Consider the following 19,907-nt stretch of genomic DNA (forward strand, 5'->3'; position numbering starts at 1 on the left):
GGTGTCATTTTAGGGCCCGCTCACCACGGACAGAACACTCGTTGGATCGGTGGGCGTCCGCGGGAAGCTTACCCTGGCGTATGCGTATTTGACGCGGCGCAGCGCCTCCGGCCGGGCGCCGGCGGTGGGCGCCTCCCAGAAGAAGAACTCGTGGGCCATCGTCCCCAGCACCCGCCAGCCGTCCCGGAAGGTTTGGAGGTTTGAGGCGCCGGAGATGCGGTCCAGTTCCAGGCTGGGGACCTCGGCAATGCGGAGGCCGGCCTTCGCCGCCCGAACGATCAGTTCGGTCTCGATCTCGAATCCGTCGGACTCCAGCTGCAGGACTTCCAGGCATTCGCGCCGGAAAGCCATATAGCCGTAGCAAAGGTCAGAGTAGTTGCTGTGCAGCACCGTGTTGGCCAGACCGGTCAGCGCACGGTTTCCGGTCCGCCGCAGCCAGGTCAGGTCCTCCGACCCCCCGCCCGTAACGTATCGGGAGCCCTTGACGAAGTCGTAGTCATGCTGGAGCGGGGAAACGAACCAGCCGATTTCCTGCGGATCCATGCTGCCATCGGCATCCAGCATCACGATGATGTCGCCTTTGGCGGCGGCAAATCCCGACCGCAGCGCGACGCCTTTGCCCTTGCGCAGCTCGTCGACCACAACGACGTCTTTGCGGATGGCCCGTGCCACCCCAACGGTATTGTCCGTGGAACGGCCGTCAACAATCACGACCTGATCCACGTACAACGGCATCCGCCGAAGGACCCAGGGAATGTTTTGGGCCTCGTTCAAAGTAGGAATTACTACGCTGATGGACGCTCTCAGGGGCACTGCCGCCGGCTTGGGAATCGAACTTGGGGGCTGGGTGGAAATCGACAAAAGCCTCACCACTTCATGGCGCAATAATGACGATTGCCATCGGGCAGCCCGCACCGTTGAGGGCACCCGTCGGCTCTGACCGGACCAGGTCTTTCCGCGGTCCCGGCACTTGATGAACCGGCTCCTCAAGAGGGAATAGAACCCCCGACCAGTGGATCTAGAGATTGTCTGTCCGTGGCAAGAGCATAGGAGGTGTCCGGCGGGAGAGGCACCAGTAATGGGTACTCTGTTTTGATATCGCCTTCTACGTGGGGATTTCGGCCCCGTGCGGCACAGGGGTTAGGTACATTGGGGGAAACACCCCTCGCCTTAGGTAGAGAGGCACATGGATCACCGTTCGAAAGCCGCTTCGCTCTGGCCCGATCCACCGGAGCTGCGGCCGCCTGCCATCATGGACCAGCGCTGGGCCGAGGCCGTCTTCCTGCACTGGCGCATCCCCGGAGATGCCGCCGCACCCTTCATGCCGCCCGGGGTGCAACCGGATCTCTTTGACGGCAGTTCATGGGTTGGACTGATCGGGTTCAGGATGGAGGATGCCGGAATCGGGCGCGGCCCGGGAATCCCGTATCTGGGCAGCTTCAATGAGGTCAACGTGCGCCTCTACTCCCGGGAACCTGATGGGACCAAGGGCGTGGTCTTCCTGAGCCTGGACGCGGACCGGCTGCCCGTCGTGCTTGCAGCGCGGGCAGCGGAAATCCCCTACGTGTGGTCGCGGATCCGCCGTACCCAAGCACTGCCGGACTCACCGGACTCGGCCATCGGCTACACGGTACGGCGGTTGCGGCAGGGAGCAGGAAGCAGCTTCGCCGTCGTGCCCCAGCGGGAGGCCGCGGCCGACGACCCGTTATCCGTCTTTCTCACGGCCAGGTTTGGCATGCACGGGACATTCCGGGGTCGCAGCATCTACATACCCAACACACACCGGCCATGGCCCCTGCGTGCTGCGCGTTTGCACCATCTGAAGGATGGCCTGGTTGCGGCCGCCGGGATCAGCGTCAGCGGGCCGCCGGAATCGGTCCTCTACTCCCCCGGGGTGCGGACGCAGTTCGGCCGGCCGAGGCCGGTGCGCAGCCCCGGCCGATCCGCAGGCGGAAAGGCCTAGGCGTCCTGCCAGCCGCGGCCTTCGCTGAAGGTGGCAACGAGCGTGCCGACGCCCGCCTGGAGGGAGTCGGAGGGGTCGAAATACAGGGACGCCTCGGACGCCCGGCTGTGGGTGATCAGCTGCTCGGCCTCGAGCTTCGCCTCCGGCACCGTGGCGCCGATGATGCCGGTCCGGGCAGGGAGGTCCGGCGTGTGAACCACCTCGGCGCCCGTCTGGGTCAGCGGGACGGTGGTGCCGGAGTTGATCTCGTCGTGGGCGAACTCGAACTCGGACTCACCGGGTGCAGCGGGAACGGTGTACTCCAGGAAATAGGTCATAACCCCACCTTTGCAGAAAAGCCGGTGCCGCCAAAAGCCCGGCACGGCTACTTGCCCAGCCCCGCCTTCCGCAGCGCCTCGGCCATCGCCGTGTTCACCGGCTGCGGTGCAGGGACCTGCCGCGCGGCACCGCCGCCGGTCCGGGACCCGGCTTTGCGCTGGCCAGGCGTCGCCCGTTCAGGCGTTCCCCGTTCAGGCGTCGCCCGTTCAGGCGTTCCGCGCCTGCCGGCGTCCGTCCGTCCTGCGCCGCGCCGTCCGGAACCGGCCCCGCCGCCGGACGGTTCGTCGTCGAGCCTCAAGGTCAGGGAGATGCGCTTCCGCTCCGGGTCCGCCTCAAGCACCTTGACGCGGACCACCTGGCCGGACTTCACCACTTCGCGGGGGTCGGAGACGAAGCGGTTGGCCAGGGCAGAGACGTGGACCAGGCCGTCCTGGTGGACTCCCACGTCCACGAATGCCCCGAAGGCTGCCACGTTGGTGACCGTTCCTTCCAGGATCATGCCCGGTTTCAGGTCTGAAATCTTCTCAATGCCCTCGGAGAAGGTGGCCGCGGCAAAGGCCGGACGCGGGTCCCGGCCGGGTTTGTCCAGTTCTGCCAGGATGTCCTGGACGGTGGGAAGGCCGAACGTGTCGTCGACGAAGTTCCGCGGGTCCAGGGATGACGCAGGCGCCGAACCGGCGGCCGCCCGGATCTTACGGGCCACTGCGTAGGCTTCGGGGTGCACGCTGGATGCGTCCAGCGGCTCCGATCCCCCAGTGATCCGGAGGAACCCGGCGCACTGTTCGAACGCCTTGGCGCCGAGCCGCGGAACCTTCTTGAGGTCGGTGCGCCTGGCGAAAGGGCCGTGTTCGTTCCGGTAGGCCACGATGTTTTCGCTCAGCAGGGGCCCGACGCCGGCCACCCGGCTGAGGAGCGCGGGCGAGGCAGTGTTGACGTCCACCCCCACGGCGTTCACGCAGTCCTCCACCACCGCGTCCAGGCTGCGGTCCAGTTTCGAGGCCGTCACGTCGTGCTGGTACTGGCCCACACCGATGGACTTCGGATCGATTTTCACCAGTTCGGCCAGGGGGTCCTGCAGGCGCCGCGCGATGGACACGGCCCCGCGGAGGGACACGTCCATGCCCGGCAACTCGGCGGCGGCGAGGGCGGAGGCGGAGTAGACGGACGCTCCGGCCTCGGACACCACGAGTTTCTGCGGCTTCCGGTCCACTTCGGGCAGGAGCTTGATGAGTTCGGCGGCCAGCTTGTCCGTCTCACGGGAGGCGGTGCCGTTGCCAATGGCCACGAGTTCGACGGTGTGCTGCCGCGCCAACCGGACCAGCGTGGCCAGCGCTTCGTCCCATTTACGGGCCGGGGCATGGGGGTAGACGGTATCGGTAGCCACCACCTTGCCGGTGCCGTTCACGACCGCGACTTTCACGCCGGTCCGGAGCCCGGGGTCCAGGCCGAGGGTGGGTCGGTTCCCGGCCGGCGCGGCCAGCAGGACATCGCGGAGGTTGGCGGCGAACACGCGGACGGCTTCATCCTCCGCGTCCGCGAACATCCTGGCGCGGAGGTCGGAGGTGAGGCGCGCCAACACGCGGGAGCGCCACGCGACCTGTGCGGTCTGCATCAGCCAGCCGTCGGCGGGCCGGCCGCGGTCGGCGACCCCGAGGAACCTGGCCACCGCGGACTCGTAGCGGGCGCGGGCGGCGGCCAGGGCGGCGTCGTCCGCGGGATCGGCTTCGGCGAGGTCGAGCTCAAGGACGCCGTCCTTCTCCCCGCGGAGCAGGGCGAGCACCCGGTGCGAGGGCATGCCGGCCGGCGCCTGGGCGAACTCGAAGTAGTCGGCGAACTTCTGGCCTTCGGCTTCCTTCCCCTTCCTGACCCGGGAGACCATGCGGCCCTGCGTCCACAGCCGGTCGCGCAGCGTGGCGGCCAGGTCGGGATCCTGGGCCACCCGCTCCACCAGGATGGCACGGGCGCCGGCCAAGGCAGCGGCAGCGTCCTCCACCCCGCGCTCACTGCTGAAGTACTTTGCCGCTTCGCGTTCCGGGTCGAGGTCCGGACGCTTCAGCAGGGCATCCGCGAGGGGCTCCAGGCCTGCTTCACGGGCGATCTGTGCTTTGGTGCGCCGCTTGGACTTGAATGGCAGGTAGATGTCCTCAAGCCGGGACTTGGTGTCCGCCGCAAGGATCGCTTTGCGCAGTTCCGGCGTCAGCTGGCCCTGCGCCTCTACCGCTTCAAGGACCGCGCGGCGCCGGTCGGCGAGTTCGCGGAGGTAGCGGAGCCGCTCGTCGAGCTCGCGGAGCTGGGTGTCGTCGAGGGTGCCGGTGGCTTCCTTGCGGTAGCGGGCAATGAAGGGGACCGTCGAGCCGCCGTCGAGCAGCGCAACGGCCGCCTTCACCTGCCAGGCCTTCACGCCCAGTTCGGCAGCGATCTGGGCAAAGATGGCGTCCTCCGATGCCGGGGCGGCAGCAGGAGCAGGGGAAGGAGTTGGCTGTTGGGTCACCAGAACATCTTGCCTTACCCGGCTCCGGCGCTCCACCGGCCGCGGGCGCGGTGCAGCGCTGTCATGGAGGCGCCGGGTATTCCGCTGGGGGCGCCAAAGTGCTGTAGTGGACATGCCGTCGCAGGCACCAATTGCTCAAGGAAGAGGCCACCATGCGGGAACTGCTTATCGTGTTTCAGGAGGGGTTCGACGAGGCCAACATCACCGTCACGGTCAACGGCAAGGAAGCCCGGCGCGACCTGGGCGTTTCCACGAATCCCATCCTTGGCATCGCCAACGAGATTTCGGTGGAGCTGCCGGTGCGGGGGGCGCAGGTGGGGGTTGAGGTAACCAACCGGGGCCTGAAAGCCATTACCAAGGTCAGCGGGCGGCCCAAAAGCGTGCTGGTCTCCATCGAGGACGGGCGGCTGGTGATGAAGGAAGGCACCGGCCGCGAGGCTGTCCTGTAGCGTCCGGATGCCGCGCCGAATCAGGCTCTGGTAAGAGTCCATTCGTTGGAGTAGCATCTGATCACCGCCGGCTTCCAGTGGGGTCCGGCGGGCCAAATCCACAGTTCTTCAGCCCGGGGTCGTCGGATGGCTTCGGGCGCCGGCTGCCAGGACCAGCACCCCGGACAGCCCACGACGGCGGCACCCAAGCAGGTGCCGCCGTCGTCGTTATTTTTGGCTTGCTTGGCCGTTTAGCCCTGGTATGCCGGGTAGTCCGTGTAGCCGGTGGCGCCCTCGGCGTAGAAGGTGGACGGGTCAGGCTCGTTGAGTGGAAGGCTTTCCTTCCAGCGGCGGGCAAGGTCCGGGTTGGCGATCGCGGGCCGGCCCACCACTACAGCGTCGGCATGGCCATCGGTCACCAGGTTCACGGCTTCTTCCCGGGTGGTGACCACCCCGAAGCCGGTGTTCACCAGGAAGGTGCCGCCGAAGCGGGCGCGGAGGTCCTGGACCAGCTCACCGGCGGGCTCGTGGTGCAGGATGCTGAGGTAGGCCAGGTTGAGCGAGGCGATGCTGTCAACGAGGACCTCGTAGGTGGCGCGGACATCCGCGGCATCGGTTTCGGCGATGCCCTGGACGTTGTGCTCAGGCGAGATGCGCAGGCCCACGCGGTTGGCGCCGAGTGCTGCCACCACCGCGTTGATGGTTTCGATGACGAAGCGTGCGCGGTTCTCCGGCGATCCGCCGTACGAGTCCGTCCGGACATTGGAATTGGGCGCCAGGAACTCGTGCAGGAGGTAGCCGTTGGCGGCGTGCAGTTCCACGCCGTCGAAGCCCGCCTCGATGGCATTCAGGGAGGAGTTGACGAACTCCTGGATGACCATGGGCAGTTCGTCGGTTGTGAGTGCGTGCGGCACCGGGTACGGCTTCTTTCCAGCCGGGGTGCGCACCACACCGTCGATGGCGACGGCGCTGGGAGCCACGATCGGCAGGCCGCCGGTGATGTCCGGGTGGGAGACGCGCCCGCCGTGCATGATCTGGGCGAACATCCGGCCGCCTTCGGCGTGGACGGCGCCGGTAACCTTCTTCCAGGCGGCAACCTGTTCAGCGGTGACGATCCCTGGCTGGCCGGGGTAGGCCTGCCCGGCGGGGGCAGGGTACGTGCCTTCGCTGACGATCAGGCCGAGGCTGGCGCGCTGGCGGTAATGCTCGACGACGAGGGGGCCCGGGACGCCTTCCTCACCTGCGCGGAGGCGGGTCAGGGGTGCCATCACCAGGCGGTTCGGAAGTTCAAGTTCGCCGAGGGTGAGTGGGGAAAACAGCATGCGCAGTTCCTTTCGAAGGCTGAAGACGTACTGCCTGTGCCAACTGTGGGGCGCGTGCAACTATTCCGGATGTTAGGCGAATCACACCTGTCGGTCAGCGTCCCGTCGCAGCGCCGGGGCAGCCCTGGCCCTGCGGGTTTGCGTTGCAGTCATCGGCATAGTTGCGGGTCAGCGACCGCCACACGCTGATGGCCTGGGGCGGGGCGCTGAACTGGCCCTGGCCCGGAATCGGCAGCGGCGGCCCGGAATTTACCGAGTAGGTTCCCTGGAACGACGTTGTCAGGACCACTTGGAAGTCTCCCGTGGAAGCATATGCGTGGCTGGTCCTGGTCTTCTCGCCCCACCGGTCCTGCGGCAGCGGGCCGCCCATGGACGGCTGCGGGCCGAAGACGGTGCCGTCACCGTAGTTCCAGGTGTACTGCACGGGCGTGGCCACCACGTGCACTTTCTGTCCGAACATGGTGATGTCGAACTGCTGTTCAGCCGCCTCCGCATAGAAGTTGGTCTCGGCGCCGCGGAGTGTGTGCGGGCTGGGCTGGGCCACAACAGCTCCGGCGTTCACCGGGAGGTTCTGGAACTGTTTCTGGATGTCGGCGGCGATGCGGGGCAGGAGGTCCTCGGGCTTGGGGTCGTACAGGCAGGTAGGTCCTGAGTGATGGGCCCACACCGCCCCGGCTACGCCCCGCGGGCGGGACAGCCACATGACCGGGATGCCTTTGGCTCCGTCCTCACGGTCCTTGCATTCCATCTGGCGGGCGAGGCAGGGAGTATCAAAGTCTCCCCCGCCAAGATGGCATTGGAGTTCGTACTTGTACTCGTTCGGGTCGGTCGGCACAGTGCCAGGTTCAGCGCGCACTAGTTTCCCGGTACTTGCGTCCTTGACCCATTGATCAGCCCCCACTGACAATCCCCTGTCCTCATAGCCGATTGAGACGTCAGCCTGCGCTGCTGAAGGAGCAAAGACGAGGAGGAGCGTAGCTACACACAGAACCTTGAGTCCGAGGGCTTTCATCGTGGCTATCGAATTAGACCGAGGTCCGTCATTACCCAACCCGTTGGGCCGAAGGTCAGGCCTGCTCGGCTTCCGGTGTTAGTTGCAGGAGTAGGTTCCTGCAACAGACTTCCGTCGGGCCTTCTGATCTCAATCGTCGCCTGTATGACCTGGACTTCGGCGTGAGCCTGGGCTCCCGACTCCACGGTTGCTGTGATAGCTGGCGTCTGGATCGTTCCGCCCGATATCCACCGACCTTCACTCCAAGCCTCGTCTATGCCGTCCTTCAGCCCCTTACAAAAGACGCAGCCCGGGCCGCTTACATTTTCCAGCTTCCTAGAGTTACCGGTCTCATACGCATAGCTCAAGGTTTCGTACCAGTACTTCGTGAAGGCTTCTGCCCCCTCCTTCGTCTCCGTCTTGGCCACCTCGGGCAGCACGGGTACGGGGACGTTCTGGGCAGGGCCAGATGCGTCAGCCGGTTTGTAGGCAGCACTGGGCGTGGGGGTTGGAGTGGCCGAGGCGCTGGGTGTTGCGGCCTCCGTTGCCGCCTGGGAGGTGGCCCCTGGATCTGCGGGCGCTCCGCCGGCACAGCCAGCCAGCACCAGGGCGCCGGCAACAAGAACGGCTCCGGCAGTGGAACGCACGGCAAGTGGCGCAAAGAGGTTCTGTGATGTCATGGGCCGCTATTCCCCCAGTAGTTTCAAGACGGCTTGCTCCGGACAGTGCCTTAAGGGTAGCCCACGTCACAATTCGCCGATCAAACTTATCCACAGGCACCCGCGCCCCGTTCCACCACCCCTGGCAGGCCAGAAAAAAGTCAAAGGAAAGCCGGCGCACCGTTGATGCGCCGGCTTTCCTCCCCCAACTACCTGCGCGGCTACTTCTGCGCGGGCAGCACCAACTCCCCTGTCTTGTCCGTGGACAGGGCGAGCGAAGAAACGTACTGCGGGCCGCCGTCGGGCGCGTCCTGGGCCGAGCGCACCATGTCCGGCCGTTCGAACTCGATCCCGGTCACGTGGCACAGGAGCTTGGCGTCACTGGGGTTTCCGTCGGCGTCGAACATGGGCAGGTCGATGCCGTCGTCGGTGCGCCGGAGGTAGTAGCGGCCGCGGGTCACCACAGCCAGAACCGGCGGCAGGACCAGGGCCAGGCCAACGGCGAAGATCGGCGAGTACGGCTGGATGGCTGAACCAAAGGCGCCGAAGAACACCGCGATGGAGATTCCGGCCGAGGCCAGCATGGACCCAAACCCCACGGGGTTCACGGCGTAGAGCATGCCGCGCCGGAACTCCGGGACCTTCGGGGAGATCTTGAGCAGGTACTTGTTGATGGCGATGTCGGCCGCCACCGTGACCACCCAGGCCATGGCGCAGTTGGCGTAGAACCCGAGGATGGTGTTCAGGAAGTCGAACATGTTCGCTTCCATCAGGACCAGCGCGATGACCAGGTTCACCACCACGAACACCATCCGGCCCGGATAGGTCTTGGTGATGCGAGTGAAGGAGTTGGTCCAGGCCAGCGAGCCCGAGTAGGCGTTGGTGACGTTGATCTTGATCTGTGAAATGACCACCAGCACCACCGCAAGCGTCATGGCCAGCCAGGCCGGCATCATTTCCTGGTACACGCCCAGGAACTGGTGCACGGGCTCGTTCGCGGTGGCGGACGCGGCAGGATCCAGCGTGGCGATCAGGTAGACGGCGATGAACAGGCCCACGATCTGCTTGATCGCACCGAAGATCACCCAGCCCGGACCCGCCAGGATCACGGCCCTCCACCAGGCACTGCGGTTCGCGTCCGTGCGCGGCGGCATGAACCTCAGGTAGTCGATCTGCTCGGCGATCTGCGCCATCAAGGACAGGCACACCCCGGCCGCGAGCATGACGGACGCCAAGTTGGGGCCGCCGTCGCCGCTGGCGCCTGTGTACGCGAAGAAGCTGTTGATGCTCTCCGGGTGGGAGACCAGCAGGTAGCCCACCGGCACCACCATCAGCAGCAGCCAGAGCGGCGTGGTCCACACCTGCAGTTTGGCCAGCGTGTTCATGCCGTAGATCACCAGCGGAATGATGATCACCGTGGACGCGGCATATCCCAGCCACTGTGGAATACCCAGCCCCAACTCCAGGCCCTGCGCCATGATGGAGCCCTCCAGCGCGAAGAAGATGAAGGTGAAGGTGGCGAAGATGACGTTGGTGACCACGGACCCGTAGTACCCGAAGCCGGAGCCGCGGGTGATCAGGTCCAGGTCGATGTTGTAGCGGGCTGCGTAGTACGCCAGCGGGAAGCCGGTGGCGAAAATGACGACGGCGGCCACCAGGATGCCGAGGATCGCATTGACGGTGCCGTACGAGATGCCGATGTTCGCGCCGATGGAGAAGTCGGCCAGGTAGGCGATGCCGCCCAGCGCACTGGTGGCCACCACCCCGGCGCTCCACTTGCGGTAGGAGCGCGGGGCGAACCGCAGTGTGTAGTCCTCGAGGCTTTCCTTGGTGGCGTTGAGGGCGGCGGCGTTGCCCGCCGTCGTGGTGGCCGGAGAACCTCCGACGACGGCGGCAGCGGGCGGCGCCGTCGGCTCCAGTAATTGCGTCGACTGTGTGTCGTTGTCCATGAAGTGGGTCGCTTTCGTTGGCAGGCTTTTCGTTGTCTGCGTGCGACGCTATCCAGCTGGGAAGACAGCCCGGTCACAGCATCATTTCGGGAGTGTTAAGTCTTGACCAGTCTTGTCAACAAAAGCCGTGGCCGCCGGTTGTGGCCGCCCCACAAAAACGGACGGACAGTGCAGGGCTAGCGTCGGGAAGAGAATTTCCTCCCGAGACAAAGGACCATTGATGACGCAGCACGCAATCCTGGAAACAGCCCGCCGGCAGGTCCTGGAGCAGGGCATCGGCCTGTCCGAGGCACAGCTGGTGGAGGTCCTCCGCCTGCCCGACGACGCGCTCCCGGCCGCCCTGGACCTGGCCCACCAGGTCCGCCTGCGCCACTGCGGCGAAGATGTGGAGGTGGAGGGCATCATCTCCATCAAGACCGGCGGCTGCCCCGAGGACTGCCATTTCTGCAGCCAGTCCGGCGTGTTCGACAGCCCGGTGCGCGGCGTCTGGCTGGACATCCCGGAACTGGTCGAAGCCGCGAAGGAAACAGCCGCCACCGGCGCTACCGAGTTCTGCATCGTGGCAGCGGTGCGCGGCCCCGACGTCAGGCTGATGAACCAGATCAAGTTCGCGATGGACCGCATCCGGGAAGTTGTGGACATCAACATCGCCTGCTCGCTGGGCATGCTCACGCAGCGGCAGGTGGACCAGCTGGCGGAGTGGGGCGTCCACCGTTACAACCACAATCTGGAAACGGCGCGCAGCTACTTCCCGCAAGTGGTCACCACCCACACCTATGAAGAACGCCTCGAAACCTGCGCGATGGTCAAAGCGGCGGGCATGGAACTGTGCTGCGGGGCGCTGATCGGGATGGGCGAAACGCTGGAGCAGCGGGCAGAACTCGCCGCCCAGCTCGCGGCGCTGGAACCGCATGAAGTACCGCTGAACTTCCTCAACCCGAGGCCCGGCACGCCGCTCGAACACCAGGAACTCATGGACGGCAAGGACGCCCTCCGCGCCATCGCCGCGTTCCGCCTGGCAATGCCCCGCACCGTGCTGCGCTACGCGGGCGGCCGCGAGCTCACCCTCGGCGACCTGGGCACCAGGGACGGACTCCTCGGCGGCATCAACGCCGTGATCGTCGGCAATTACCTCACCACCCTGGGGCGCCCCGCGGATGCGGATCTCAGCCTCCTGGTGGACCTCAACATGCCCATCAAGGAACTGCAGAGGACCCTGTGAACAGCCCCGCCCCACGGCGGGCCGAGGGGCCGTACTGCGGACTCTGCGGCAAGCCCGCAAGCAAGGCAACGGACGACGGCGGCGACCTCCCGCCGTCGAACGCCCACCTTGGCTGCGCCAGCCTTCTCCTCCTGGAACCACCGCGCTTCTGTGCCTCCTGCGGACGCCGCCAAAAGGTGCAGGTGTCACCACGGGGGTGGTGGGCCACGTGCTCCCGACACGGTGTGACAGCCTCAGATTAGGTGCCAAAGGCCTCTAGCGCCTTTCTACTGAAGGTAGAAGAATGTCCACATGATGTTTGAACACGCCGACGGCAACCCCGTCCTGGAACTCGATGATGAGCAGTCGTGGCGCCTCCTGGCGGCAACCAAACATGGCCGCCTGGTGGTCTCGGTGGCCGGGGAGCCGGACATCTTCCCCGTCAACTACGTGACCTCGAACCGCAAGGTCTACCTGCGGACGGCACCGGGCAACAAGCTGGCCCAACTGACCATCAACGCCCAGGTCCTCTTCGAAACCGACGGCATCCTTTCCGAGGAAGCGTGGTCGGTTGTCCTGCGCGGGAGCGCGCGCGTCCTCAGCAACTCGAACGAGCTGGCAGCCGTGGAAGAGCTCGGCCTGAAGACCTGGGTCCCCACCCTCAAGGACTTCTACGTGGAGATCGAACCCAAGTCCGTCAGCGGACGGCACTTCGTGTTCGGCGAACAGCCGGAACGGGAGATCTAGCCGCTCCTACACTGGAGGGGTGGCTGACAACACCAGTGCGGACAGGCTCACGCCGGAGCAGCGCAGCTGGAACATGTCCCGCATCCGCGGAAAGAACACCAAGCCGGAGCTCGTGGTGCGCCGGCTCCTGCACGCCAAGGGCTACCGCTACCGGTTGCATGGGACCAGCGGCGGCAAGCGGCTGCCCGGAAACCCCGACCTCGTCTTCGCCGGCCGCCACAAGGTGATCTTCGTCAACGGCTGCTTCTGGCACTTCCATGACTGCCGGGTGGGCCAGCACGCGCCGAAAGCCAACGCGGAGTTCTGGGCCGCCAAACGTGCCCGCACGCGGGAGCGCGACGCCGGCCAGCGGCGCCAGCTGGAAGACGCCGGCTGGGAGGTCCTGACCGTCTGGGAGTGCGAGCTCAAGGACGGTTCCGCCCTTGAAGCGCACCTGGTGCGCTTCCTGGAGGCCCGCCCCTAGCTGTGCCGGGCCAACAGGTCTGCGCCGTTAGGGCGCCCAAAAAACCGCAGTCTCATCAAGAAACCCACAATTCTCCTCCCGGCCCCGGTTGCGGGGAGGGAACAGCCCTAACCTGATCAAGAACACACATACCCCGCCTCTTCACCCTGTTCCCCGAGGGTGGGAAAACCAGCAGAAAGGAGTGTCATGAGCACCCCGGATGATGCGCCCAAGCCGCTGGTGGACCAGTCCGTTTTGGACCGGCTGCGGGAGGAACTTGATGAGCAAGAGGGGTACAGCAGGGTCTTCGTGGGGAACTTCATCGACTTCCTGCCGACACGGCTCGACCGGCTACGGCTCGCCCTGACCACCGGGGACCTGGAGGGTTCCATGGACGCTGTCCTCAGCCTGAAGACCTCCAGCCAAATGGTGGGGGCAGAACGCCTGGCCGGCCTGGCCATGGACCTGGAGGCCGAGATCCGGGCCGAGGCCCGGCACGCCGACATGGCTGTGGCGCTGCCGAGGCTGGCTGCAGCGTTCCTGCGGCCGATCACCCTGTGCAGCCGGCAAACCACGCACCGGCTGCAGGCTCAGTGCTGTCCCGGCGCCAAGCGGTAACCCACCCCGCGGACGGTCTGCAGCCACCGTGGCTGCTGGGGCGAATCTCCCAGTTTCTTCCGCAGGTTTCCCATGTGCACTTCAACCGAACGCTCGTCGGCCTCGCTGATGTAGCTGCCGACGTCGTAATCCTCATCGCGGAGCCGGCGCACCAGGTCCGACTTGGTCCGCACGGTGCGGCCCGCTTCAAGCAGGGCGTACAGGAGTTCGAACTCCGTGCGGGTCAGGTTCATCTCCTTGCCGTCCACAGTGACGGTGCGGGACGCGTAGCTCAGCTCCAGCCCGTTATGGCTGAAATTGCCCCTTTCCGGATGGGCGGAGCCATCCGCTGCGGGATCCACGGCAACGTCACCGGGATCGGGTGCTGATCGCGGCCGCCGCATCATGGCGGCAACCCGAGCACGGAGCTCCCGCGGCCGGAAGGGCTTGGTGAGGTAGTCGTCCGCGCCGGACTCAAGCCCGATCAGGGTATCCAGCTCCTCGGTGCGCGCCGTCAGCATCACGATGTAGGCATCCGAAAACTCGCGGATCTGGCGGGAAACTTCGAAGCCGTCGATGTCCGGCAGTCCCAGGTCCAGGGTGATGACATCCGGGTTCAGGGTTTTGGCCAGGAGGACCCCCTCGGCTCCGCCGCTGGCGACGGTCACCTCAAACCCGGCCTGGGTCAGCACCGTGCGAACCAGTTCCCGAATGTCGTGGTCATCCTCGATGACCAGACCCACACGTGCCTCACTCATAGAGCCCCCTCAGCAGCCGACGTCTGAAGTATAACCGGCTGCGGATATCCTGCTGGTATGGCCACACGCACCCCGACTTCCACGCCTCCACGCGATGAGTGACCCCGTGGCCTGGTCCTCGGGGATGCGGCTCTTCAAACGCCCCTTCCACGAATACCGGCTCACGGACCGGGTGGCGATGAGCCAGATGCCCTTGTTCGTGACGAGCCTCCTGACAGCGTTCCTGGTCTGGGCGTTCTTCACCGAAACCATGAACAACCCACTGTTCGTGACCTTCCTGGTATCGCAGCTGGTCCTCACGGCACTGTGCTACCTGGTCCCGTGGGACCGGCTGCCCTATACGAGCTTCCTGGCCATCCCCCTCCTGGATTTCGTCTCCATCGCGCTGGGCAGGGAGGGCGGCCAGGAAAGCCTCACCGGCATCAGCCTGCTGGCGGTATTTCCGGTCATCTGGATGTGCGCATCCGGCTACTATCCCAGGGCTGCCCTCTGGTTCTCCTTCCTGGGGCCACTGGCCATCATCTGGGTCCCGCTGCTCCTCAAGGGCAACTACGCACCGCAGGACTTCGCCCGCTCCCTGCTCCTGCCGGTAATGATGCTGGGTATCGGTGTGTCAGTGAGCGTCCTGACCCTGAGCATGATGCGGCAGCAGAGCCAGCTGGAGGAGAAGGACGAGCAGCTGCGGGCCAGCCTGCGCACCAGCAAACGCCAGGAAGAGCTGCTCAACACGGTGCTGGAAACCGTGCACCTGGGCGTGCTCGCGGTGGACGCGGACGGCCACGACATCCTGATGAACCGGAAACAGCGGGCCAACCATGAACTGGCCCGGCCCAAGGACATTGCAGACCCCAACGAATCCCAGCTGCTGGTGTTCGGCGCGGACCGGAAGACCCCGATTCCGGTGCAGGAACGCCCGGTGCGCCGGGCCGTCCTGGGCGAAACCTTTACCGACTACCTGGTATGGCTGGGAGAGGGGAAGGAGCAGCGGGCCGTAGTGACGACGGCACGTGCCATGACGGACAGCGAGGGCAACTTCGCCGGGTCCGTGATCGTCTTCAGTGATGTGACCGACCTCGTAAACGCCCTCACCGCCAAGGATGATTTCGTCGCCAGTGTTTCGCACGAGTTCCGGACGCCGCTGACATCCATCCTGGGCTACGTGGAGATCCTGCTGGCTGACGAGCCGGAAGGAACGCAGCGTGGCATGCTGGAGATCATCCGCCGGAATTCCGAACGGCTCCTCACCCTGGTCTCGGACCTGCTGTCCAGCCGCAACGGCCAGCTCATCGTCACGCCGCACACGGTGGACGTTGCCGACCTGGTGCGCGCCAGCGTATCCTCCGCGATGCCCCGGGCCGCGGCGGCCGGAGTGGTGCTGGAGGCCAGGACACCCGGGACGCTGGAAGCCAAAGTGGACAGCGCCCGGATCTCCCAGGTCCTGGACAACCTGGTGTCCAACGCCATCAAGTACTCCCCGGACGGCGGCAAGGTTGTGGTTTCCCTCGCCCGGGAAGACGGACACCTGGCCTGCCGGGTCAGCGACACCGGAATGGGCATGAGCCCGGAGGACTCTTCGGAGGTCTTCGCCAAGTTCTTCCGCACCAGCAGCGTCCGGCGAACCTCGATTCCCGGCGTGGGCCTGGGCCTGCCCATCAGCAAGGCGATCGTCGAGGCCCATGGCGGGACGATCGGCGTGGAAAGCACCCTGGGCGAAGGGACGACGTTTACGTTCCGCGTGCCGGTGTCGCCGTCCTGAGCACCTCGCCCCACGACTGGTGGGCAAGGTCCCGGATGGCGGCCAGGATGTCCGACGGCGGCTGGCTGAGGTCCAGGGGGAATTCCACGATGTCGATATCGGTGTTCAGGATGCGGCGGAGCTTGGTCTCCCCCTTCCCGGCATACACCAGCCACGCGGTGGGTACGGCCAGCGCCGTGCAGTGGGCCAGCATCTGGTAGTGGTCGGCCGTCAGGGATGCACCCCCATCCGACGCGGCACGGTATTTGGCGTTGTACGCCACCACCGGGCGTCCGCCGAGCATGTGGACGGCGTCCGGGCGCACCGACAGCCGGTCGGAGTCGCGGACGGCCTCGCTGAGGAGGGCGTTGAAACGGAGGCGCAGCTCCCCCGGATAGGCGGACATCGCCCCGCGCAGGGCGGTGCCGACGAAGTCCTCGAACACCTGCGCCATGTCCACCACGAAGGACGCGGTCTGCTGCCTGCCCTCCCCCGTTTCGGCAGAGGCATTGCGCAGGATCAGCTCGGCGAGCCTCAGCACTGCGTGGTAGCGCAGGTTCATCCGGGTGGCTTTCCACGGCGGAAGCGGGGCGCCGGACCGAAGGCGCGTGACGCCGTCGAGCTTTCCCTTCAGCAGGCGCAGCCGGCCCAGCACCTCCGGGCGCACCCCCGGCACCTGCGCCATCCGCTCCAGGGCGGCGCGCAGGATCCGGTTCTCGGCGATGTCCTCGGTGAACTCGTCGTAGGAGACCTCCAGGGGGACCAGCATGCCGGGGCGGCGGGAGATCTGGTCCGAAATCCGGATGCGGCCCTTGACCGTCCGCAGGGACTCGTCCACGGTGAGGTAGCCCTGCAGGACGCCGCGGCCCAGGGCCCGTTCGGCCAGCTGCGCGAGGGACTCGGCCAAGGCGCTCCACAGCTCCCGGTCCTCGTCCGCCGCCACGGTTTCCGGACGGAACCCCTGTTCCCCCGCGTAGCTGAGGAGGAACAGCAGCCGGCTGAGGCCCAGCCGGTCCTTCGGCCGCACGTCGAGCTGCACCGTGGGTGTCCGCACGGACCCCACTTTGCCCACGGGTTCGATCCGGTACAGCCCCATGCCCATGGGTGAGGCCTTGGCCAGGCCGCTGGAGTTCAGGTAGGCCGCGCTTGGCGCGTCCAGCCGTTCGACCAGTCCGCTGGAGAGCTCGTCCAGGACCAGGTGCCGCACCGCGCCGGTTGAAGTGCCGGTGCCGCCGCGGCTAGCGGGCAGCAAGGCGTCCCAGCAGCTGGTCCAGCCCGAAGCGCTCCTCCAGCTGCGCCCGGGTGAGCTGGCCGTGGTAGTGCTCCTCCAGCAGCGGCATGAGCTCGTACTTCCAGATCCGGCGCAGCCCGGCGGGTGTCTGGGCGGCCGGCTTCATGAAGTAGGACGGCCCGATCATCAGGTCGCGGTCCCACTCGTCGATGGCCCCGTTGAGGGCGTCCAGCAGCAGCGCCGGGGTGGGGTCCAGCCGGCGGGCCTGCAGGAAGCGGTGCAGGGATCCCTTGACGGGTTCGGTTTGCGGGTGCAGTTCGATGAAGGAGAAGCGGCGGCGGATGGCGGCGTCCATCATGGCGATGGACCGGTCCGCGGTGTTCATGGTGCCGATGATGTAGAGGTTGTCCGGCAGGGTGAACGGCTCGTTGGGGCTGTACTGCAGGTAGATCCGGTCGTCCCGGTATTCCAGCAGGAAGTACAGCTCGCCGAAGACCTTGGCGAGGTTGGCCCGGTTCATCTCGTCGATGATGAGGAAGTACGGCTTCTTCTCGTTCCCCGGCTTGGCCGCTTCCTCCGCCAGGCGGCGCAGCGGGCCGGCCACGAGCTTGAAGGACACCTGGCCTTCGTCCGTCTTGTCCGGGCGGTAACCCTCGAAGAAGTCCTCATAGGCGTAGGACGGGTGGAACTGGACCAGCTTGACCCGCTCATCGGTGGTGTCGTCGGCGAGCTCGGCGGCGAGGTGCTTGGCCAGGTAGGTCTTGCCCGTGCCGGGCGGACCGTACAGGACCAGCTGGCGGTTCTCCTCCAGGAGGTCGGCGATCTCCTGCAGGGGTTCCAGCTCCATGTGCAGGGAGGCGGCGAATTCCGGCGTCAGGGCACGGAAGCCTTCCTGGGCAGGGAGGACGACGGCGGGGCCTTCCGCCTCCGCGTCCGGCTCGGTTTCCGCCTCGGCAGGCAGCAGCGCCTGCAGCGCCTGCACCACCCGCGTCACGTCCACCACGATGCCGGGGGTTGCAAGCTGGCGCTGGACGTGGCGGGGCAGGCTGGTGGTGGTGTGGCCGTCGTCGAACCAGCGCACCTTGCGCCGCAGCCGGCGGTTGTCATCGTTGTACTCGGGCTCCCCCAGGACGCCGCCAAGCCGCACGCTCCCGGCGTGCTGGTACAGCACCAGGTCTCCCGGCTTCATGACCGTCAGGAAGGCGAAGACCGCCGTCTTGGTGTCCTCGCGCTCCACATAGCCAAGGTGCTTGTAGTCCTCATCCACGGCATGCTGGACCACGCCCGCCGTCACACCCGGGTCCAGGTGGCGGAGATGTTCGACGTCGAGGGTCACCTTCTCCTCACCGTGCCAGGCGGTCAGCAGCTCGGCGTGGTCGCTGTGCGTCCGGAGCAGCCAGGCCCGCCGCCCGGGGTCGCCCACCTTGCGCCACTGGCTGACGAGCTGGCGCGAGTACCAGTCGATGCGCTGGCCCGCCTGCTCGTCCAGGTGCAGCCTGATGCGGTGGATGTCGGCGGTGATGTCCTCTTCGCTGTCGCCGTTCGCTCCGCCCACCAGCGATGCGAAGGCGTCACGGATTTCCTGCCGTTCCACATCGGCCACCACCGGCTCGAAGTAGCTGGGCCAGGCCAGGAATTCGACGCTGCGTCGGATGGCCGGCTGGTCATCCGGGGTGGATGCGGCGAGGCGGTGGAACTGCAGCGGATCCTTGATGGCCGCCTGCACCACGTGGGCCGGCCGCTGGGCGACGTTCCGGACGAACCGGCAAAGCCACTTGAGGTGGTCCCAGATGGTCCAGTTGAATTCGGCGGTCCGGTCCCGGATGACGCCGTGGTCCGTCATGCCCGCGTACAGCTCTTCGGGCAGTTCCAGCGGCGGCTCCAGCCATCCCGCTGCCTCGGCCACGCGCGCCCGTTTGACCTTGAGGGACTTCACTTCGTGGGCAAGCGGAAGGGACTGCAGGAAGAGCAGTTCCACGGCAAGCTGCTTGGCCCCGCGGGATGCGCCCTCCAGGTTGTCCCGAAGGTTGGTCATCATGGGGGCCTTCGGGTCCGGGGTGCCCCGCTCCAGGCGGTCGAGCAGCTCCGCGGCCGCGGGGACCGACCACGTCCTGGTCCGGCCGTCCAGGGGCGACGCCTTTCCCTGGAGACCGGGTCCCAGCACGAACCACGCCGCGTCCTCAATCTCTTTGGAGATGCCCAGGGCACGGGTCATGGCAACAGTGGCGGTGGGGGTCATGCCCCCAAATTTACAGGGTCAAGCTGGACGCCCGCCAAAAGCCCCCGGGCGCCCTGCTGCCGAGCCTGGATGCTAGCTGGCCGAGGCGCGCTTGCGGCCGAAGATGAAGTACCCCATGGGCCCGACGAAATTGATGAAGGACGCCGCCCGCCACGCAGCCTTCGGCCCGTTGATCAGGGCGGCAGGCCGCCGGGAGATGTCGCGCTGCGCCGCCACCAGCAGTGACACCTGGACGATGCCCACCAGAATGGTGCCCACCTTGGACGACGTGGACATCTCCTTCCATGTCTTCTTCTTCCTGGCGGTGCGGGTCTTGTTCTTGTTCTTGGCCATCGGTTCTTCCTTTCGCTGTTGGAGGTACTTCCAGTCCAGTGTTGCCTGTCCGGTCTTGCCCAGAGTCTTAGTGCCTGTAGGGGGCCAACCGTTCCTTCTGCTCGCTTGTAAGCCGCTGCACCCGGCCCGTGGACTCGTCCACGAAGGCCAGGTGGCTGCTCGCCGTCACGCAGTCTTCACCCGTAACGGGGTCCTGGAGCAGGTAGTGGATATCGAAACTGGCACCCTTGACGGCACCGATCCACACCTGCGCCACCGCCGGAACGTTCCGGTACTCCAGGGTCCGGACGTACCGGATCTTGTGGTCCACCACCAGGGCCATGGTTCCCTCGGGGACGTCGTTGAAGAGCGACACCCGTGGCTCAACTCCCGGCAGCCCGGCTCCCCGTGGCGGACCGAACGCCGCGATGCGTGCCTCCTCCAGCATCCGGACGATCTGAACGTTGTTGATGTGGCCGTAGGCGTCCATGTCTCCCCAGCGCATCGGCACCAGGACTTCGATC

Annotated in this window: 19 protein-coding genes; 7 read left to right on the forward strand and 12 right to left on the reverse strand. The window is 66.4% G+C overall.

Features of this window, described 5'->3' with window-relative positions; all coding sequences use genetic code 11:
- Positions 1-9 precede the first annotated feature (9 nt).
- The gene (locus K4G53_RS18035) at positions 10-915 is read right to left on the reverse strand and encodes a glycosyltransferase family 2 protein (RefSeq protein WP_308287926.1); all 906 of its coding nucleotides are present in this window, start codon (positions 913-915) and stop codon (positions 10-12) included.
- Positions 916-1,186: 271 nt separating this feature from the next.
- Between K4G53_RS18035 and K4G53_RS18040 the strand changes: the two genes are divergently transcribed.
- Positions 1,187-1,963 (forward strand): YqjF family protein, encoded by a 777-nt coding sequence (locus K4G53_RS18040; RefSeq protein WP_260323805.1) that lies wholly within the window; start codon positions 1,187-1,189, stop codon positions 1,961-1,963.
- On the opposite strand, the gene K4G53_RS18045 is transcribed toward K4G53_RS18040, so the two are convergent.
- The gene (locus tag K4G53_RS18045; protein WP_221387058.1) at positions 1,960-2,280 is read right to left on the reverse strand and encodes a hypothetical protein; all 321 of its coding nucleotides are present in this window, start codon (positions 2,278-2,280) and stop codon (positions 1,960-1,962) included. The genes K4G53_RS18040 and K4G53_RS18045 overlap by 4 nt on opposite strands.
- Before the next feature lie 47 nt (positions 2,281-2,327).
- Positions 2,328-4,772, reverse strand: coding sequence for a Tex family protein (locus tag K4G53_RS18050; RefSeq protein WP_308287923.1), 2,445 nt, complete (start codon positions 4,770-4,772; stop codon positions 2,328-2,330).
- A 152-nt stretch (positions 4,773-4,924) separates the two neighbouring features.
- On the opposite strand from K4G53_RS18050, the gene K4G53_RS18055 reads away from it, so the two are divergent.
- Positions 4,925-5,221 carry a hypothetical protein gene (locus K4G53_RS18055; protein WP_260323806.1) on the forward strand — a complete coding sequence of 99 codons (297 nt, stop codon included), beginning with the start codon at positions 4,925-4,927 and terminating at the stop codon, positions 5,219-5,221.
- 230 nt (positions 5,222-5,451) lie between these two features.
- Here the strand turns inward: K4G53_RS18055 and K4G53_RS18060 are convergent, their stop codons facing one another.
- From K4G53_RS18060 to K4G53_RS18075, 4 genes are all read right to left on the reverse strand, one after another.
- Complete coding sequence (locus K4G53_RS18060; RefSeq protein ID WP_221387061.1) at positions 5,452-6,522, reverse strand: alkene reductase; 1,071 nt, start codon at positions 6,520-6,522, stop codon at positions 5,452-5,454.
- A 94-nt stretch (positions 6,523-6,616) separates the two neighbouring features.
- A complete protein-coding gene (locus K4G53_RS21375; RefSeq protein ID WP_308287924.1) occupies positions 6,617-7,357 on the reverse strand; it encodes a PKD domain-containing protein in 741 nt (246 codons plus the stop codon).
- 182 nt (positions 7,358-7,539) lie between these two features.
- Positions 7,540-8,193, reverse strand: coding sequence for a DUF6318 family protein (locus K4G53_RS18070; RefSeq protein ID WP_221387062.1), 654 nt, complete (start codon positions 8,191-8,193; stop codon positions 7,540-7,542).
- A 200-nt stretch (positions 8,194-8,393) separates the two neighbouring features.
- Positions 8,394-10,121 carry a cytosine permease gene (locus tag K4G53_RS18075; RefSeq protein WP_221387063.1) on the reverse strand — a complete coding sequence of 576 codons (1,728 nt, stop codon included), beginning with the start codon at positions 10,119-10,121 and terminating at the stop codon, positions 8,394-8,396.
- Positions 10,122-10,341: 220 nt separating this feature from the next.
- Between K4G53_RS18075 and bioB the strand changes: the two genes are divergently transcribed.
- The 4 genes from bioB (at position 10,342) to K4G53_RS18095 (ending at position 13,129) form a co-directional block, all read left to right on the forward strand.
- Positions 10,342-11,343, forward strand: coding sequence for a biotin synthase BioB (gene bioB, locus K4G53_RS18080; protein ID WP_221387064.1), 1,002 nt, complete (start codon positions 10,342-10,344; stop codon positions 11,341-11,343).
- Between the two features lie 291 nt (positions 11,344-11,634).
- Positions 11,635-12,069, forward strand: a complete 435-nt coding sequence (locus K4G53_RS18085; protein ID WP_221387065.1) for a pyridoxamine 5'-phosphate oxidase family protein — start codon at positions 11,635-11,637, stop codon at positions 12,067-12,069.
- Positions 12,070-12,088: 19 nt separating this feature from the next.
- The gene (locus K4G53_RS18090; RefSeq protein ID WP_221387066.1) at positions 12,089-12,532 is read left to right on the forward strand and encodes a very short patch repair endonuclease; all 444 of its coding nucleotides are present in this window, start codon (positions 12,089-12,091) and stop codon (positions 12,530-12,532) included.
- 186 nt (positions 12,533-12,718) lie between these two features.
- A complete protein-coding gene (locus tag K4G53_RS18095) occupies positions 12,719-13,129 on the forward strand; it encodes an Hpt domain-containing protein (RefSeq protein ID WP_221387067.1) in 411 nt (136 codons plus the stop codon).
- Here the strand turns inward: K4G53_RS18095 and K4G53_RS18100 are convergent.
- Positions 13,102-13,866, reverse strand: coding sequence for a response regulator transcription factor (locus tag K4G53_RS18100; protein ID WP_221387068.1), 765 nt, complete (start codon positions 13,864-13,866; stop codon positions 13,102-13,104). The two genes, K4G53_RS18095 and K4G53_RS18100, sit on opposite strands and share 28 nt — an antisense overlap.
- A gap of 94 nt (positions 13,867-13,960) precedes the next feature.
- Here K4G53_RS18100 and K4G53_RS18105 point away from each other — a divergent pair, with 94 nt between their 5' ends.
- The gene (locus K4G53_RS18105) at positions 13,961-15,622 is read left to right on the forward strand and encodes a cell wall metabolism sensor histidine kinase WalK (protein WP_221387069.1); all 1,662 of its coding nucleotides are present in this window, start codon (positions 13,961-13,963) and stop codon (positions 15,620-15,622) included.
- On the opposite strand, the gene K4G53_RS18110 is transcribed toward K4G53_RS18105, so the two are convergent.
- From K4G53_RS18110 to K4G53_RS18125, 4 genes are all read right to left on the reverse strand, one after another.
- Positions 15,591-16,793: an McrC family protein gene (locus K4G53_RS18110; RefSeq protein WP_221387193.1), complete on the reverse strand. Its 1,203-nt coding sequence runs from the start codon at positions 16,791-16,793 to the stop codon at positions 15,591-15,593. The genes K4G53_RS18105 and K4G53_RS18110 overlap by 32 nt on opposite strands.
- 46 nt (positions 16,794-16,839) lie before the next feature.
- Entirely contained in the window at positions 16,840-19,071 is a 2,232-nt protein-coding gene (locus tag K4G53_RS18115; RefSeq protein ID WP_221387070.1) for an McrB family protein, read from the reverse strand.
- Between the two features lie 72 nt (positions 19,072-19,143).
- Positions 19,144-19,404: a PLDc N-terminal domain-containing protein gene (locus K4G53_RS18120; protein ID WP_221387071.1), complete on the reverse strand. Its 261-nt coding sequence runs from the start codon at positions 19,402-19,404 to the stop codon at positions 19,144-19,146.
- 67 nt (positions 19,405-19,471) lie between these two features.
- A complete protein-coding gene (locus K4G53_RS18125) occupies positions 19,472-19,888 on the reverse strand; it encodes a thioesterase family protein (RefSeq protein WP_221387194.1) in 417 nt (138 codons plus the stop codon).
- Positions 19,889-19,907: the final 19 nt, after the last annotated feature.

This window comes from Arthrobacter sp. MAHUQ-56 (genome assembly GCF_019710585.1).
In the GTDB taxonomy this organism is placed as follows: Bacteria; Actinomycetota; Actinomycetes; order Actinomycetales; family Micrococcaceae; genus Arthrobacter.

What these genes read in the sequence shown, in the direction of transcription:
- K4G53_RS18085 (WP_221387065.1), top strand. Translation starts at nt 11,635, where the DNA reads ATGATGTTTGAACACGCCGACGGCAACCCCGTCCTGGAACTCGATGAT.
- K4G53_RS18045 (WP_221387058.1), bottom strand. Translation starts at nt 2,280, where the DNA reads ATGACCTATTTCCTGGAGTACACCGTTCCCGCTGCACCCGGTGAGTCC.
- K4G53_RS18075 (WP_221387063.1), bottom strand. Translation starts at nt 10,121, where the DNA reads ATGGACAACGACACACAGTCGACGCAATTACTGGAGCCGACGGCGCCG.
- K4G53_RS18060 (WP_221387061.1), bottom strand. Translation starts at nt 6,522, where the DNA reads ATGCTGTTTTCCCCACTCACCCTCGGCGAACTTGAACTTCCGAACCGC.
- K4G53_RS18040 (WP_260323805.1), top strand. Translation starts at nt 1,187, where the DNA reads ATGGATCACCGTTCGAAAGCCGCTTCGCTCTGGCCCGATCCACCGGAG.
- K4G53_RS18115 (WP_221387070.1), bottom strand. Translation starts at nt 19,071, where the DNA reads ATGACCCCCACCGCCACTGTTGCCATGACCCGTGCCCTGGGCATCTCC.
- K4G53_RS18095 (WP_221387067.1), top strand. Translation starts at nt 12,719, where the DNA reads ATGAGCACCCCGGATGATGCGCCCAAGCCGCTGGTGGACCAGTCCGTT.
- K4G53_RS18120 (WP_221387071.1), bottom strand. Translation starts at nt 19,404, where the DNA reads ATGGCCAAGAACAAGAACAAGACCCGCACCGCCAGGAAGAAGAAGACA.
- K4G53_RS18070 (WP_221387062.1), bottom strand. Translation starts at nt 8,193, where the DNA reads ATGACATCACAGAACCTCTTTGCGCCACTTGCCGTGCGTTCCACTGCC.
- bioB (WP_221387064.1), top strand. Translation starts at nt 10,342, where the DNA reads ATGACGCAGCACGCAATCCTGGAAACAGCCCGCCGGCAGGTCCTGGAG.
- K4G53_RS18105 (WP_221387069.1), top strand. Translation starts at nt 13,961, where the DNA reads ATGAGTGACCCCGTGGCCTGGTCCTCGGGGATGCGGCTCTTCAAACGC.
- K4G53_RS18055 (WP_260323806.1), top strand. Translation starts at nt 4,925, where the DNA reads ATGCGGGAACTGCTTATCGTGTTTCAGGAGGGGTTCGACGAGGCCAAC.
- K4G53_RS18100 (WP_221387068.1), bottom strand. Translation starts at nt 13,866, where the DNA reads ATGAGTGAGGCACGTGTGGGTCTGGTCATCGAGGATGACCACGACATT.
- K4G53_RS18125 (WP_221387194.1), bottom strand. Translation starts at nt 19,888, where the DNA reads ATGCGCTGGGGAGACATGGACGCCTACGGCCACATCAACAACGTTCAG.